12 protein-coding genes are annotated in these 15,853 nt (G+C 66.6%); 11 read left to right on the plus strand and 1 reads right to left on the minus strand.

Annotated elements, in window-relative coordinates:
• Positions 1 to 2: 2 nt before the first annotated feature.
• From nuoK to QE444_RS16915, 10 genes are all read left to right on the plus strand, one after another.
• Positions 3 to 311, plus strand: a complete 309-nt coding sequence (gene nuoK, locus QE444_RS16870; RefSeq protein ID WP_007158894.1) for an NADH-quinone oxidoreductase subunit NuoK — start codon at positions 3 to 5, stop codon at positions 309 to 311.
• Positions 308 to 2,155 (plus strand): NADH-quinone oxidoreductase subunit L, encoded by a 1,848-nt coding sequence (gene nuoL, locus QE444_RS16875; RefSeq protein ID WP_273806035.1) that lies wholly within the window; start codon positions 308 to 310, stop codon positions 2,153 to 2,155. The genes nuoK and nuoL overlap by 4 nt, the downstream gene beginning before the upstream one ends.
• A 27-nt stretch (positions 2,156 to 2,182) precedes the next feature.
• On the plus strand, positions 2,183 to 3,715 hold the full coding sequence (nuoM, locus tag QE444_RS16880) for an NADH-quinone oxidoreductase subunit M (RefSeq protein WP_133861056.1): 1,533 nt from the start codon (positions 2,183 to 2,185) through the stop codon (positions 3,713 to 3,715).
• A 7-nt stretch (positions 3,716 to 3,722) separates the two neighbouring features.
• On the plus strand, positions 3,723 to 5,174 hold the full coding sequence (gene nuoN / locus QE444_RS16885; protein WP_208691645.1) for an NADH-quinone oxidoreductase subunit NuoN: 1,452 nt from the start codon (positions 3,723 to 3,725) through the stop codon (positions 5,172 to 5,174).
• Between the two features lie 282 nt (positions 5,175 to 5,456).
• Positions 5,457 to 7,490 (plus strand): M13 family metallopeptidase, encoded by a 2,034-nt coding sequence (locus tag QE444_RS16890; RefSeq protein WP_309740169.1) that lies wholly within the window; start codon positions 5,457 to 5,459, stop codon positions 7,488 to 7,490.
• Between the two features lie 73 nt (positions 7,491 to 7,563).
• Complete coding sequence (locus QE444_RS16895; RefSeq protein ID WP_309740171.1) at positions 7,564 to 9,234, plus strand: bifunctional protein-serine/threonine kinase/phosphatase; 1,671 nt, start codon at positions 7,564 to 7,566, stop codon at positions 9,232 to 9,234.
• 252 nt (positions 9,235 to 9,486) lie between these two features.
• Positions 9,487 to 10,233 carry a uroporphyrinogen-III C-methyltransferase gene (gene cobA / locus QE444_RS16900; RefSeq protein WP_208691648.1) on the plus strand — a complete coding sequence of 249 codons (747 nt, stop codon included), beginning with the start codon at positions 9,487 to 9,489 and terminating at the stop codon, positions 10,231 to 10,233.
• Positions 10,234 to 10,293: 60 nt separating this feature from the next.
• Positions 10,294 to 11,313 carry a ligase-associated DNA damage response exonuclease gene (locus QE444_RS16905; RefSeq protein WP_208691649.1) on the plus strand — a complete coding sequence of 340 codons (1,020 nt, stop codon included), beginning with the start codon at positions 10,294 to 10,296 and terminating at the stop codon, positions 11,311 to 11,313.
• Positions 11,310 to 13,031, plus strand: a complete 1,722-nt coding sequence (locus tag QE444_RS16910; RefSeq protein WP_309740174.1) for an ATP-dependent DNA ligase — start codon at positions 11,310 to 11,312, stop codon at positions 13,029 to 13,031. The genes QE444_RS16905 and QE444_RS16910 overlap by 4 nt, the downstream gene beginning before the upstream one ends.
• 2 nt (positions 13,032 to 13,033) lie before the next feature.
• A complete protein-coding gene (locus QE444_RS16915) occupies positions 13,034 to 14,137 on the plus strand; it encodes an FUSC family protein (RefSeq protein ID WP_309740177.1) in 1,104 nt (367 codons plus the stop codon).
• Here QE444_RS16915 and QE444_RS16920 read toward each other — a convergent pair.
• The gene (locus QE444_RS16920) at positions 14,077 to 14,541 is read right to left on the minus strand and encodes a hypothetical protein (protein WP_309740180.1); all 465 of its coding nucleotides are present in this window, start codon (positions 14,539 to 14,541) and stop codon (positions 14,077 to 14,079) included. The genes QE444_RS16915 and QE444_RS16920 overlap by 61 nt on opposite strands.
• Before the next feature lie 501 nt (positions 14,542 to 15,042).
• Between QE444_RS16920 and QE444_RS16925 the strand changes: the two genes are divergently transcribed.
• Positions 15,043 to 15,822, plus strand: coding sequence for a transporter substrate-binding domain-containing protein (locus QE444_RS16925; protein WP_007158910.1), 780 nt, complete (start codon positions 15,043 to 15,045; stop codon positions 15,820 to 15,822).
• Positions 15,823 to 15,853 lie beyond the last annotated feature (31 nt).

Below are 15,853 nucleotides of genomic sequence, written 5' to 3' on the forward strand. Positions count from 1 at the left end.
CAATGAACGCCATACCTCTGGAACACGGCCTGGCCCTCGCCGGCGCCCTGTTCGCCCTTGGCCTGGTGGGCCTGATGGTCCGCCGCAACATTCTCTTCGTGCTCATGAGTCTGGAAATCATGATGAACGCCGCCGCCCTGGCCTTCGTGGTCGCGGGTAGCCGTTGGGGCGCTCCCGACGGCCAGGTGATGTTCATCCTGGTGCTGAGCCTGGCCGCCGCCGAGGCCAGTATCGGCCTGGCGATCCTGCTGCAGCTCTATCGCCGCTTCCACACCCTCGACGTCGATGCCGCCAGCGAGATGCACGGATGAACCTGCTACCCCTCACCTTCGCCTTTCCCCTGGTCGGCTATTTCCTGCTGGCCTTCTCCCGCGGTCGGCTGTCGGAGAATCTTTCCGCGCTGATCGGCGTGGGTTCGGTGGGCCTGGCGGCGCTGGTCGCCGCCTGGGTCGGCTGGAACTTCCACGTCGCCCCGCCCGCCGACGGCCACCTGACCATCGTCCTCTGGCAGTGGATGAACGTGGAGGGCTTCGCGCCCAACATGGCTCTCTACCTGGATGGCCTGTCGCTGACCATGCTCGGCGTGGTCACCGGCGTCGGCTTCCTGATCCACCTGTTCGCGTCCTGGTACATGCGCGGTGAAGAGGGCTATTCGCGCTTCTTCGCCTACACCAACCTGTTCATCTTCAGCATGTTGCTGCTGGTTCTCGGCGACAACCTGCTGCTGCTGTACTTCGGTTGGGAAGGCGTGGGCCTGTGCAGCTACCTGCTGATCGGCTTCTACTACAGCGAGCGCGCCAACGGCAACGCGGCGCTGAAGGCGTTCATCGTCACCCGCGTCGGCGACGTCTTCATGGCCTTCGGTCTGTTCATCCTGTTCATGACCCTGGGCACCCTGGACATCCAGGAGCTGCTGCAGAAGGCGCCGGACGTCTTCGCCAGTGGTGATCCGCTGATCGTGCTGGCCACCCTGGCGCTGCTCGGCGGCGCGGTCGGCAAGTCGGCCCAGCTGCCGCTGCAGACCTGGCTGGCGGACGCCATGGCCGGCCCCACCCCGGTCTCCGCACTGATCCACGCGGCGACCATGGTGACCGCGGGCGTCTACCTGATAGCCCGGACCCACGGCCTGTTCCTGCTGGCGCCGGAAATCCTCCACCTGGTCGGCATCATCGGTGCCGTGACCCTGGTGCTGGCCGGTTTCGCCGCCCTGGTGCAGACCGACATCAAGCGCATCCTGGCCTATTCGACCATGAGCCAGATCGGCTATATGTTCCTGGCCCTGGGTGTCGGCGCCTGGCAGCCGGCGATCTTCCACCTGATGATCCATGCCTTCTTCAAGGCGCTGCTGTTCCTCGCCTCGGGTTCGGTGATCCTGGCCTGCCACCACGAGCAGAACATCTTCAAAATGGGCGGCCTGTGGAAGAAGATCCCCCTGGCCTACGCCAGCTTCGTGGTGGGTGGTTCGGCCCTGGCGGCGCTGCCGCTGGTGACCGCCGGCTTCTACTCCAAGGACGAGATCCTCTGGGAAGCCATGGCCAGCGGTCATACCTACCTGCTCTACGCAGGCCTGGCCGGTGCCTTCCTGACCTCGATCTACACCTTCCGCCTGATCTTCATCACCTTCCATGGCGAGGCGCACACCGAGGCCCATGCCGGCCACGGCATCGCCCACAACCTGCCGCTGGCGGTACTGCTGGTGCTCTCGACCTTTGTCGGCGCGATGATCGTGCCGCCGCTGGCCGGGGTGCTGCCGGAATCCATCGGCCACGCCGGTGGCGAAGCCAAGCACTCCCTGGAGATCACCTCCGGGGCCATCGCCATCGCCGGTATCCTGCTGGCCGCCCTGCTCTTCCTTGGCAAGCGTTCCTTCGTGAACGGCCTGGCCAAGAGTGCGCCGGGTCGCTTCTTCGGGACCTGGTGGTATCACGCCTGGGGCTTCGACTGGCTGTACGACCTGATCTTCGTCAAGCCGTACCTGCTGCTGACCCGCCTGCTGCGTCGCGATCCCTTCGACCAGGCCATCGGCCTGATCCCGATGCTGGCGCGCGGCGGCAACCTGGCACTGAGCATCACCGAGAACGGCCGTCTGCGCTGGTACGCGGCTTCCATCGTGGGAGGCGCCGTGCTGTTGCTCGGCGCGCTGCTGCTGGCCTGACCCCCTGACTAAGGATAAGTACACGTCATGCTTCTGCCCTGGCTAATCCTGATCCCCTTCATCGGCGGCCTGCTCTGTTTCCTCACGGAAAAGACCGGCCCGCTGGTGCCCCGCTGGATCGCCCTGTTCACCATGCTGCTGGAGCTGGTGCTCGGCCTCTGGCTGTGGGCCCACGGCGACTACAGCCTGGCTCCGGCCCCTGGCGCCGAAACCGCCTGGACCGCGGAATTCCAGATGAACTGGATTCCGCGCTTCGGCATCAGCCTGCACTTCGGTCTCGATGGCCTGTCGCTGCTGATGATTCTGCTCACCGGCCTGCTCGGTGTGCTGGCGGTGACCTGCTCCTGGCGCGAAGTACAGCGCCACGTCGGCTTCTTCCACCTCAACCTGCTGTGGATCATCGGTGGCGTGGTGGGGGTGTTCCTGGCCCTGGACCTGTTCCTGTTCTTCTTCTTCTGGGAAATGATGCTGGTGCCGATGTACTTCCTGATCGCGCTGTGGGGCCATAGCTCCGCGGACGGCAAGAAGAGCCGCATCACCGCTGCCACCAAGTTCTTCATCTTCACCCAGGCCAGCGGCCTGATCATGCTGGTGGCGATCGTTGCCCTGGTGCTGGTGAACTACGGTGCCACCGGCGTCCTGACCTTCGACTACGAAGACCTGCTGCAACTGCAGCTGGATCCCAAGCTGGAATACCTGCTGATGCTGGGCTTCTTCATCGCCTTCGCGGTGAAGCTGCCGGTGGTGCCGCTGCACTCCTGGCTGCCCGATGCCCACGCCCAGGCGCCGACCGCCGGTTCCGTCGACCTCGCCGGCATCCTGCTCAAGACCGCCGCCTACGGCCTGCTGCGCTTCGCCATCCCGCTGTTCCCCAACGCCTCGGCGGAATTCGCGCCGATCGCCATGTGGCTGGGCATCATCGGCATCTTCTACGGCGCCATCCTGTCGTTCGCCCAGACCGACATCAAGCGCCTGGTGGCCTACTCCAGCGTTTCGCACATGGGCTTCGTGCTGATCGGCATCTACTCCGGCAGCCCCCAGGCGCTGCAGGGCGTGGTGGTGCAGATGATCGCCCACGGCCTCTCCGCCGCCGGTCTGTTCATCCTCTGCGGCCAGCTCTATGAGCGCATGCACACCCGTGACATGCGCCAGATGGGCGGGCTCTGGGCGCGGGTGCCCTACCTGCCGGCCCTGAGTCTGTTCTTCGCCTCGGCCTCGCTGGGTCTGCCGGGTACCGGCAACTTCGTCGGCGAATTCCTGATCCTGCTGGGCGCCTTCCCGGTGGTGCCGATGATCACCGTCATCGCCACCTTCGGCCTGGTGTTCGCCTCGGTCTATTCGCTGATCATGATCCACCGCGCCTACTTCGGTCCGGCCAAGGCCGAAGGCGCCCTGCCGGGTCTGAACGCACGGGAGCTGTCGATGCTGCTGCTGCTTGGCGTGCTGCTGGTGCTGCTCGGCGTCTATCCGCAGCCGGTGCTGGATACCTCGGCCGCGAGCATGGCCGGTGTCCAGCAGTGGCTCGGCGAAGCCTTCTCCTCTCTCGTTTCCGCCCGGTAAGAGCGCCATGACCTTTACCTACGAACACTTCATCGCCCTCCTGCCGATCATCATCACCGGCTTCACCGCCGTGGTGGTGATGCTGGGCATCGCCTGGCGGCGGGATCACACCATCATCCCGACCCTGGGCGTGATCGGTCTCAACCTGGCCCTGCTGTCCTGCATCCCGGCCCTCGGCGTCGGTGCCATCGACGTCACCCCGCTGCTGCGCATCGACGGCTTCAGCTGCTTCTACATGGCACTGATCCTGATCGCCACCCTGGCCTGCATGACCCTGTCGCATGCCTATATGGAAGGCTATCCGGGCAACCGTGAAGAGCTGTACCTGCTGCTGCTGATCTCTGCCACCGGTGGTCTGGTGCTGGTGGCGGCGCAGAACGTCGCCGGCCTGTTCATCGGCCTGGAACTGCTGTCGGTACCTGTCTACGGCCTGGTGGCCTACAGCTACTTCAATCGCCGTTCCCTGGAAGCCGGCATGAAGTACCTGGTGCTGTCCGCCGCCGGCTCGGCCATCCTGCTGTTCGGCATGGCCCTGCTCTACGCCCAGTCCGGCAGTCTGAACTTCGCCGACATCGGCATGCAGATGGACGCCCCGGCGAGCACTGGCCTGCTGATGGAAATCGGCCTCGGCATGCTGATCGTCGGCCTTGGCTTCAAGCTGTCGCTGGTGCCCTTCCACCTCTGGACCCCGGACGTCTACGAAGGCTCCCCGGCTCCGGTCGGTGCCTTCCTGGCCACCGCCAGCAAGGTTGCCGTCTTCGCCGTGCTGGTGCGGGTGTTCCAGACCATGCCCATGGCCACCGAGGACGGCTGGCTGCACGATGCCATCGCCTTCATCGCCATCGCCTCCATGCTGGTGGGCAACCTGCTGGCGCTGATGCAGAGCAACCTCAAGCGTCTGCTGGGTTATTCCTCCATCTCCCACTTCGGCTATCTGCTGGTGGCAGTGGCCTCGGGCGAAGGCCTGTCGATGGAAGCCGTGGCGGTCTACCTGGTGACCTACGTCTTCACCAGCCTGGGCGCTTTCGGCGTGATCACCCTGATGTCCAGCCCGAGCAACGGTCAGCGTGACGCCGATGCCCTGTTCGAGTACCGCGGCCTGTTCTGGCGCCGTCCGTACCTGACCGCGGCGCTGACGGTGATGATGCTGTCCCTGGCCGGCATTCCGCTCACCGCCGGTTTCATCGGCAAGTTCTACGTCATCACCGTGGGCGTGGAAGCGGGCATGTGGTGGCAGACCGCGGCCATCGTGCTGGGCAGCGCCATCGGCCTGTTCTACTACCTGCGCGTGATGGTCACCCTGTACCTGACCGAGCAGGGCCTGCAGCGCCACGATGCGCCAATGAACTGGGGTCAGCGCGCCGGTGGCGTGATGCTGATCGCCATTTCCATCGCGACCTTCATCCTTGGCGTCTATCCGCAGCCGCTGCTGCAACTGGCGCAGCTGACGGTGTTCTGATCCAGAGCGTCGCCCACGATCCCCGCCTCGGCGGGGATCGTCGTTTCTGGGGTCACGGCTTGTTTGAAAAGTCGCCGAGCGAAGGTCAGGCAAGGCAAAAATCCGTGAGGAAGCGCAGTTTACGAGTGGTAAATGAGCATTCCGAACGGATTTTTAACGCTGCATGACCGAGCGCAGGCACTTTTCAGACAAAGCCGCCGCCCTTGGCAGGGTCGCGCCCCGACCGCTACCCTCGACGCCCCACCCTGCTTCCCTGTCCCTTCCTGGAGACCCTTTTCTCCCATGCCTGCGTTGAAACCTCTCACCCTCGCCATCGGCCTGCTGCTCGGCAGCCAGGCCTTCGCCGCCCCGGTTTTCGACGTCACCGAACTGGGTGACCCGGCCACCGCCTGCAGTGACCTCGACATCTTCGTCAATGAAAAATGGGTCGCGGCCAATCCGATCCCGCCGGACAAGTCACGCTGGGGTTCCTTCATGGCCCTGGGGGAAAAATCGCTCAACGACCAGCACGCCATCCTGCAGCGCGCCGCCCGCACCGCGGATCGCGCGGCAGCGGGCTCGGTGGAGCAGAAGATCGGCTGGCTGTATCGCTCGGGCATGGACGAGGCCGCCATCGAGCGCGCCGGCTATCGGCCGATCCAGGCGCAACTGGCGACCATCGACGGGTTGCGCACCACGGCTGATGTCGTGAAGTACCTCCAACAGAGCTTCGCCCGTGGCGACATGCAGGTGTTCTCCTTCGGCTCCGGCGCCGACTATCAGAACGCCAAGCAGCAGATCGCCTACGCCTACCAGGGCGGCCTGGGCCTGCCCACGCCCGACTATTACACCGAAGCCGACTACGCCAAGCTGCGCCAGGCCTATCTCGGCCACATCGCCCGGCTGCTGGTGCTGACCGGAGTGCCCAAGGCCAAGGCGGCCGCCCAGGCCGAACTGGTGCTGGCCTTCGAAAGTCGCCTGGCGCGGGCTTCCGTCAAGCCGGTGGAGCTGCGCAATCCGGAGAACCAGTATCACTACCTGAGCTTCGCCGAAGCCAACAAGGTCACGCCGCATTTCGACTGGCAGGCCTTCTTCGCCAGCCAGGGCGTCACCGGCCAGCAGGGCTTTTCGCTGTCCCAGCCGGGCTTCTTCGCCGAATTCGACCGGATGCTGGCCGAGACTCCCGTCGAGCAGTGGCAGGCCTATCTGCGTGCCCATGTGATCGACGACGCCGCGCCGCTGCTGTCCAGGCCTTTCCAGCAGGAAAGCTTCGAATTCAACCAGAAGACCCTGAGTGGCCAGCAGCAGCAGAGCGAACGCTGGAAACGGGTGCTGCGCGCGGTCAACGGCGCCATGGGCGAAGGTCTCGGCCAGCTCTATGTGCAGGAGCATTTCTCGCCCCAGGCCAAGGCGCGGGCCCAGGAGCTGGTGGACAACGTGATGCTGGCGCTCAAGGCGCGCATCGAGCAGCTCGACTGGATGAGTCCGGAGACCAAGCAGAAGGCGCTGGCCAAGTGGGACAGCTTCCTGCCCAAGATCGGCTATCCCGAGCGCTGGCGCGACTGGAGCGGCCTGACGCTCAAGCCGCAGGGCTTCTATGCCAACCTGGAAGCCGCCTCGCGCTTCAACTATCGCCATGACCTGGACAAGATCGGCAAGCCCACCGACCGCCAGGAATGGGGCATGTACCCGCAGACGGTGAATGCCTACTACAGCCCCACCGACAACACCATCAACTTCCCCGCCGCCATCCTGCAGCCGCCGTTCTTCTATCCGGACGGCGACGACGCCATCAACTACGGCGGCATCGGCGCGGTGATCGGTCACGAGGCCAGCCATGGCTTCGACGACCAGGGCAGCAAGTTCGATGGCGCCGGCAACCAGGTGGACTGGTGGACGCAAGCCGATCGCCAGGCCTTCGAAGCCCGCACCGGCAAACTGGTGGAGCAGTTCGACAACTACCAGCCGCTGCCGGATCATCCGGAGCTGCACGTCAACGGCAAGCTCACCCTGGGCGAGAACATCGGTGATCTCGGCGGCATCAATGCGGCCTACGACGCCCTGCAACTGGCCCTGGCCAAGAAGCCGGAGGAAGCCAACCGGAAGATCGATGGCTATACCCAGCAGCAGCGCTTCTTCCTCAACTGGGCGCGGGTCTGGCGCGGTTCGATCCGTGAAGAGCAGGCGCGCCTGTTCCTCAACACCGATCCCCATGCGCCCATGAGATTCCGCGCCCTTGGCGCGCCGTCCAACATGCCGTCCTTCGCCAAGGCGTTCAGCTGCAAGGCGGGTGATGCCATGGTCCGGCCGGACGAGAAACGCGTGGAAATCTGGTGAGGAATCAGGGGCGTCCGGTGGGCGGGTATCGCTTTTGCATTGCCCGTCTTCTTTCCTCTCCGGCGCCCCCTACATGCCTCTAGAACTCGCCTTCGCCGAAGCCACTGCGACCGGTCCGCGCAAGGAAAACCAGGACGCCTTGCGCAGTGTCCAGCCCAGCGCGGCGCTGGCGGCGACCAAGGGGCATCTGTTCGCCCTCGCCGATGGCGTCAGCGGCTGTCCCGACGGTGGTCTGGCCGCCCGCGCCACCCTCCAGGCCCTGGCCCAGGATTACTATTCCACCCCGGAGACCTGGCCGGTGGCCCAGGCCCTGGAGCGGTTGCTGCTGGCGCAGAATCGCTGGCTGCAGGCCGCCGGCAATGGCCAGCCACTGCTGACCACCCTCACCGCCCTGGTGATCCGCGGGCGGCGCTATACCCTGGCCCACGTCGGCGACTGCCGCGCCTACCGCTGGCACGGCGACCGGCTGAGCTGCCTCACCGTCGACCACGTCTGGCAGCAGGCCGGCATGCAGCATGTGCTGACCCGCGCCCTGGGGCTGGAGAACCACCTGGTGGTGGACTTTCGCGAAGGCGAGCTGGAAGCCGGCGAAACCCTGCTCCTGGTGAGCGACGGCGTCTGGGCCGCGCTGGGTGAAGACAGCATGAGGCGCATCCTGGTCGATGGCGTCGCGGAGCTGGAGGCCGCTGCCCAGGCCCTGGTGGCCGGCGCCCTGCATGCCGGTGGCCAGGACAACGCCAGCGCCCTGCTGGTACGGGTCGACCGCCTCCCTGATGTGTCCCTGGCCGATACCCTGGCCAGCGCCGATACCTGGCCGCCGTTGCCGGCGCTCAAGCCCGGCCAGCACTTCGAAGGCTGGACGGTGGTGGAGCGTCTGGCCGAGTCGCGGCAATCACTGCTCTACCGGGTCAAGGACGAGGGCGGTCGTCCCTGGCTGCTCAAGACCCTGCCCGCGGCGCTGCAATTCGACACCCTGGCCGGTCATGCCCTGCTCATGGAGGAGTGGTTCCTGCGCCGGGTCGCCGGGCGCGCCTTCGTCGAGGTCCATCCGTTGCCGCGGCGGGCGCATCTCTACTTCGTGCAACGGGAATATGCCGGTCGCACCCTGGCGCAGCAGCTACGTAGCGAAGGCCCCCTGGCCCTGGCCGACTGGCTGGACGTCGCCTCCCGCCTGCTGCGGGCCCTCGGCCAGCTGCACAGACGCAACATCCTCCACCGCGACATCAAGCCGGACAACCTGCATCGCGGCCAGGATGGCGAATTGCGCCTGCTGGACTTCGGCCTGGCCTACTGTCCGCAGCTGTCCGAGGATCTGCATGACAGCCCGGGCACTCCCAGCTACCGGGCGCCAGAGTCCTTCGAGGGCGCCGAGCCCAGTCCGGCCCAGGATCTCTATTCGACCGGGGTGACCCTCTATCAGCTGCTCACCGGTGGCTATCCCTACGGCGAGGTCGAGCCCTTCCAGCGGCCACGTTTCGGTGCGCCGGCCAGTGCCCTGCGCCGGCGTCCGGATGTACCGGCCTGGCTCGACGACTGGCTGCAGCGCGCCGTGGCGGTCGACCCCGCCGACCGCTTCGAAACCGCCGAGGAAGCCCTGTTGCTGCTGGAGCAGGGCGAGCGCCAACCCCTGGCCCGCCCGCTGCCGCTGCTGCAGCGCGATCCCCTGCGCACCTGGCAGATCGTGGCCGCCTGCTCGCTGCTGCTGAATCTGCTGCTGGTGCTGCTCTGGCTCTATCGGCACTGAAGACGTCGCGGCGCCATGCCCTGCTTTACAGCACGCTGCGCCCAAAAGGGGCAGCCAGCTACCTCTTTACAGCGGTAAACCGCCGAAAAGAGCGGATCCGCGCCTTGGCATGAAGTCTGCAATTCCACAATACACATAGGTCTTTCTTCAACGGCGAGGAAAGACCCTCCGGACAAAGGCGTCCCAGCTGCTTGCAGCGGGACGCCTTTTTTTTGCGTTACAGTCGCCACCCTGGAATCGAGAGGTCACTACATGAGCGGGAAAGTCTGGTTGATCGGTGCCGGCCCCGGCGATCCCGAGCTGCTGACCCTCAAGGCGGTGCGCGCCCTGGGCGAAGCCGAGGTGGTGATGATCGATGACCTGGTCAATCCGGCGGTGCTCGAACACTGCCCTACCGCCCGGGTGATCCGCGTCGGCAAGCGCGGCGGCTGCCGCTCCACGCCCCAGGCCTTCATCCACCGACTGATGCTGCGCTATGCTCGCCAGGGCCGTTGCGTGGCCCGGCTCAAGGGCGGCGATCCCTGCATCTTCGGTCGTGCCGGCGAGGAAGCCGAATGGCTGGCCGCCCGTGGCGTCGCCAGCGAGATCGTCAACGGCATCACCGCCGGCCTGGCCGGTGCCACCGCCTGCGGCATCTCCCTGACCCTGAGAGGCGTGGCCCGTGGCGTGACCCTGGTCACCGCCCATACCCAGGACGACACGGCGCCCAACTGGGCCGCCCTGGCCGCCACCGGCACCACCCTGGTGGTCTACATGGGCGTGGCCCGCCTGGCCGAGATCCAGCAGGGCCTGCTGGACGGCGGTCTCGCGCTGACCACACCGGTGGCCATGATCGAGAACGCCTCCCTGCCGGACCAGCGCGAGTGCCGCTCGACCCTGCAACACCTGCAGGTGGACGCCGCCCTCTTCCAGCTGCGTAGTCCGGCGATCCTGGTGATCGGCGAGGTAGTTGGCCAGGCCGCCCTGCAACAGGCCCTGAGCTTCGCCGCCCAGGCCTGAGCGGCGAACTCCGGAGCCCGGCCGCCGTTCCTATGGGTATTCCCCTGCAGAGCGGCGCCCATGGACCTCGTCATCGCCCGACCGGACGGCCTCTATTGCCCGCCCGGTGACTTCTACATCGATCCCTGGCATCCGGTGGAACGTTCGGTCATCACCCACGGCCACGGCGACCATGCGCGGGTGGGCAACGGCCACTATCTCGCCACCTCCGGCAGCGCCGGCATCCTGCGCGCCCGGCTGGGTGCCGACATCAACCTCCAGACCCTGGAATACGGCGAGGTCATCGATCACCACGGGGTCAAGCTGAGCTTCCACCCGGCCGGCCATGTGCTGGGCTCGGCCCAGGTACGCCTGGAATACCGTGGCGAGGTCTGGGTGGCCTCGGGTGACTACAAGGTCGAACCCGATGGCACCTGCACCCCCTTCGAGCCGGTGCGCTGCCACACCTTCATCACCGAATCCACCTTCGGCCTGCCGATCTATCGCTGGCGCCCCCAGGCGGAGATCTTCGCCGAGGTCAACGCCTGGTGGCGCGCCAACCAGGCCCAGGGGTTGGCCAGCGTGCTGTACAGCTATGCCTTCGGCAAGGCGCAACGGCTCCTGCACGGCCTGGATCCGGAGATCGGTCCCATCCTCGCCCATGGCGCGGTGGAGCCCCTGAACCGGGTCTATCGCGAAGCCGGCATCCGCATCCCGGAAACCCACTACGCCGGCGACTTCAAGAAGAGCGACCCCACGCTGCGCCAGGCACTGATCATCGCGCCACCCTCCGCCGGCGGCAGCACCTGGATCCGCCGTTTCGGCGAGCACAGCGACGCCTTCGCCAGCGGCTGGATGATGCTGCGCGGCACCCGCCGGCGACGCGGGGTGGATCGCGGCTTCGTGCTCTCCGACCACGCCGACTGGCCAGGCCTGCTGTGGGCCATCGAGCAAACCGGCGCCGAACGGGTCATGGTCACCCATGGCTCGGTCGCCACCCTGGTGCGCTACCTGCGCGACCAGGGCCTGGACGCCCAGGGCTTCACCACCGAATACGGTGAGGAAGACGATACCCCCGTCGCCGCGGAGGCCCAGGCATGAAGGCCTTCGCCGAACTCTATGGGCGTCTCGACGCCACCACCTCCAGCAATGCCAAGCTTGCGGCGCTGGTGGACTACTTCGGCAGCGCCCCGGCGGCGGATGCCGCCTGGGCGGTGTACTTCCTCGCCGGCGGCCGCCCCCGTCGGCTGGTACCCACCCGGCAGCTGCGCGAATTGACGATGACCCTCTCCGGGCTGCCCGAGTGGCTGTTCGAAGAAAGCTACCAGGCGGTGGGCGACCTGGCCGAAACCATGGCATTGCTGATTCCCACCGCCGATGCCGCCAATGCCGAGGGCCTGGCCTTCTGGCTGGAGGAGTACCTGCTGCCCCTGCGCGGCCTGCCACCGGAGGAACTGGCCGAGCGCCTGCCGCCGCTCTGGGACCAGCTGGATCGACAGAGCCTGATGGTCTGCATCAAGCTGATCACCGGCGAATTCCGCGTCGGTGTCTCCAAGCTGCTGGTGACCCGCGCCCTCGCCACTCTGGCGGACCTGGACCCCAAGCGCGTCGCCCAGCGCCTGGTGGGCTACACCGATCTGTCCCACCGCCCCACCGCCGGGGGCTATGCCCGCCTGGTCGCCCCGGAAAGTCCGGACGAGCATGCCCAGCGCGGCGGCCAGCCCTATCCCTTCTTTCTCGCCCACGCCCTGCAACTGCCGGTGGAGCAATTCGAGGCGCAACTGGGGCCGGCCGAGGACTGGCAGGTGGAATGGAAGTGGGATGGCATCCGTGCCCAGCTGGTCAAGCGCGACGGTCGCCTGTGGATCTGGTCGCGGGGTGAGGATCTGGTCACCGATCGCTTTCCCGAACTGCATCCCCTTGCGGAATCGCTACCCGATGGCACCGTCATCGATGGCGAGATCGTGGTCTGGAAGGAAGACGCCGCGCCCGATGCCCTGCTCAGCAGCGAGGAGGTCAGCGAGCAGCAGGACGGCCGCGATCCGGCCGCGCCCATCCCCTTCGGCGTGCAGCCCTTCGCGCTGCTGCAGCAACGCATCGGGCGCAAGACCCTGGGCAAGAAGATCCTCGAAGACGTACCGGTCATCCTGCTCGCCTACGACCTGCTGGAATGGCAGGGCCATGACCTGCGCAGCCAGCCGCAACGCCAGCGCCGCGCCGAACTGGAAGGGGTAGTAGCGCGCTGCGCCAGTCCGCTGCTGCGCCCCTCGCCGCTGCTGCACGGCAAAGACTGGCAGGACCTCGCCCGCCAGCGCGAGGCTTCGCGCACCCTGGGGGTCGAAGGGATGATGCTCAAGGCCCAGGATTCGCTGTATGGCGTCGGCCGCACCAAGGACATGGGCACCTGGTGGAAATGGAAGGTCGATCCCTTCTCGGTGGATGCGGTACTCATCTACGCCCAGCGCGGCCATGGGCGGCGTGCCAGTCTCTATTCTGACTACACCTTCGCCGTCTGGGACGGCCCGCCGGAGAGCAGCGAACGCACCCTGGTGCCCTTCGCCAAGGCCTACTCCGGCCTCACCGACGAAGAGATGCGCAAGGTGGACGCCATCGTCCGGCGCACCACGGTGGAGAAATTCGGTCCGGTACGCAGCGTCGAGCCGACCCTGGTATTCGAGCTGGGTTTCGAGGGCATTGCCCTGTCCAAGCGCCACAAGAGCGGTGTCGCCGTGCGCTTTCCACGGATGCTGCGCTGGCGTCACGACAAGCCGGTGGCCGAAGCCGACACCCTCGATATCCTGCAGAATCTGCTGGCCTAGCGATGGCTGGCCAGACAGCGCCGCCGGTGACCGATGGCGCCTTGGGCGCGCCGCGGGAACCGCGCTGGGCCCTGGCGCTCGCCTGCCTGCCGGCCCTGGCGGCGATCCTGCTCACCGGCGGGTGGACCGGGGCCTGGCTCCCCTGCGTGGTGGCCCTGGGTGGCGCCTATACCGTCGGCTTCGGCGCCTACAAGAGCTTTGCCGCCGAGCCCCTGGCGCCCATGCTGGTGGCGGCGCTGGGCATGGCCTTTTCCGCCGTGGTCGGCTCCCTGCTGGGTCAGCAGCTGCTGGCGCTGGTCCTGGCCGGCGCCCTCTGGGCGGCCTGCTGCGCCTGGCTGTTCGCCGTTGGCAATGGCCCCTGGTGGATCACCCAGCAATGGACGGTGGCCCTGCTGGTAGCCGGCGGCTTTCCCGGTGACCTGCACCAGGCCCTGCTGCGAGGTGGCCTGGTGCTCGGCGGCGGACTGCTGCAACTGCTGTTCTTCGCCCTCGTACAAAAGGCCCTCTATCGCTCCCAATGGCGGCTGCGCACCGGTTCCCTCAAGGCCCATCTCAGGGAGGTGGTGGTGCTGTTCGAAGACAGATTTCGGCTCGGCCGCTACGGCTTCTATGCCGCCGCCGTGGTCGCCCTCTGCCAGACCCTGACCGGCCTGCTCGATTACGGCCACGGCTACTGGGCGCCGATGACCGCCCTGCTGGTGCTCAAGCCGCGGCTGGGCGATACCTGGCGGCGCGGCCTGGGTCGGCTGGGCGGCACCCTGGCCGGTTGCCTGCTGGCGGGCGCGGTGGTCTGGCTCGACAACACGCCCGCCGTCCTGGCCACTGCCTGCCTGCTGTGTGCGGCGGGCGCCTATCTGCTGCAGGACGGTCGCTACCCGCTGCAGACGCTGTTCATCACCGGCACCACGGTGCTGATGGTCGCCCTGGCCGGCGCCCCCGAGGCGAGCATCGCCCGTGAGCGGATCGGCAGCACCCTGCTCGGCGGTACGGTCGCCCTGCTCTTTCTGGCGCTGGAAGCCGGCGTCGCGCGAATCCTCGCGCGGTTTCAGCGGCGCAGCCGGTTGCGCCAGGCGAACACCAGCAAAGCCAACAGGGCGCCCAGGTAGCTGCCATCGTGCATCCAGGCCGCCAGCAGGAATCCTCTGCGGTCCTGCACGCAGTCCGGTACCCGCAGGACGCTGCCCAGCTCCAGGGCAAGCCAGCCCAGGCCCAGCCCCAGCACGGCGCAACCCAGCGCCCCGAGCAGCACGGCTGCCCTGCCGCGCCACAGATAGCGGTCACCGCCAGGACGTCCGCGCGCCAGCCAGAGCAGCGCCAGGCCCAGCGGCAGTCCTGCCGCCGCGCCGGCCTGCAGGCCGACCCGGGCCACTCGCCAGCGGGGCGCCAGCTCGCTATCGAGCAGCCCGAATTGCGCAAATTTCAGGCAATCGAAGTAATCCGGCCCCAGGCCGTAGCTGAGCTGGTCATGCAGCGCCCCATAGAGCGCGGCCAGGAGGACCAGCGCCAGCAACCTGCCCAGGCTCCGCGCCACCGGCTAGCCCAGTGCCTTATGGCAGCCGGGCAGGCCGCTCACCCTTACCCACGCGCGGACCTGGCGGCACCGGTAGCCGCTCGGCGCCGGAATCCTGCGGGGGGTCATCTTCTTTTCGCCATCGCTCATCCGGCTTCACTCCCGTTTCCTTTGCACACAGCTGCACTCCGTGACTGCTACCGAACAGATACGATGTCCTATCGAAGCGGACCTTCTGCTACCTTTCTGCCCACCTTTGGCGCATGCGTATTTTTTTAGACCCAAAGCGGTGCGTTCGTCCGCGCCGGGCAGGAAAGCCGCGCCTTTCCGGTGCATAATGCGCGCCGCTCGGCGGGGTCGGCTGCTACAGGATGTAACCAACGCGGCAACCGCGTACAGATTTGGGACGATCTTCGCCGACTGGTAAGCTTATTGCTCCCGCGAGGGCACGGGCGTCGTACTGGCGCCATGATTTCATCCACATTCGCACTAGGATCCGACATGAAAAAAAGCTGGCTGACTCTCTCTGCGCTCGCCCTGTGTCTGGCCGCCGGTTCGGCGATGGCCAAGGAATGGAAAGAGATCCGCTTCGGTGTGGATACCACCTATCCGCCCTTCGAATCCCAGGCCGCCGATGGCAGCTTCGTCGGCTTCGACATCGAACTGGGCAACGCCATCTGCGAAAAGCTGGAGGTGAAGTGCAAGTGGGTGGTGAGTGACTTCGACGGCCTGATTCCCGGCCTGCGCGCGCGCAAGTTCGACGGCATCCTGTCCTCGCTGACCAAGACCCCGGCGCGTGCCGAACAGATCGACTTCTCCGACCTGCTCTGGTCGGGCCCCTCCTCCATGGTCACCAAGGAAGGCGCCAACCTGCAGGCCACCGCGGAAAGCCTGAAGGGCAAGACCGTGGGCGTGCAGCAGGGCACCATCCAGGAAACCTTCGCCAAGCAGAAGCTGGCGCCCAACGGCGTCAACGTCCAGAGCTACCAGAACCAGGATCAGGTCTATGCCGACCTGGTGTCCGGTCGTATCGACGTCGCCATGCAGGACATGCTGCAGGCCGAAGGTGGCTTCATGAAGTCGCCGCAGGGCAAGGGCTACACCAACACCGCCATCCATGACGAGTTGCTGCCGGCCGATACCGCCATCGGTATCCGCAAGGGCAACGACGAGTTCAAGACCTTCGTCAACAAGGGTATCGCGGCCATCCACGCCGACGGCACCTACGACAAGATCCAGAAGAAGTACTTCGGCGACCTGAACCTCTACGATCCCAAGTAAGGTCGGTTCGGCAAACGCCTCCGGTGCCACC

This window comes from Pseudomonas sp. SORGH_AS_0199, from assembly GCF_031453735.1.
In the GTDB taxonomy this organism is placed as follows: Bacteria; Pseudomonadota; Gammaproteobacteria; order Pseudomonadales; family Pseudomonadaceae; genus Chryseomonas; species Chryseomonas aestiva.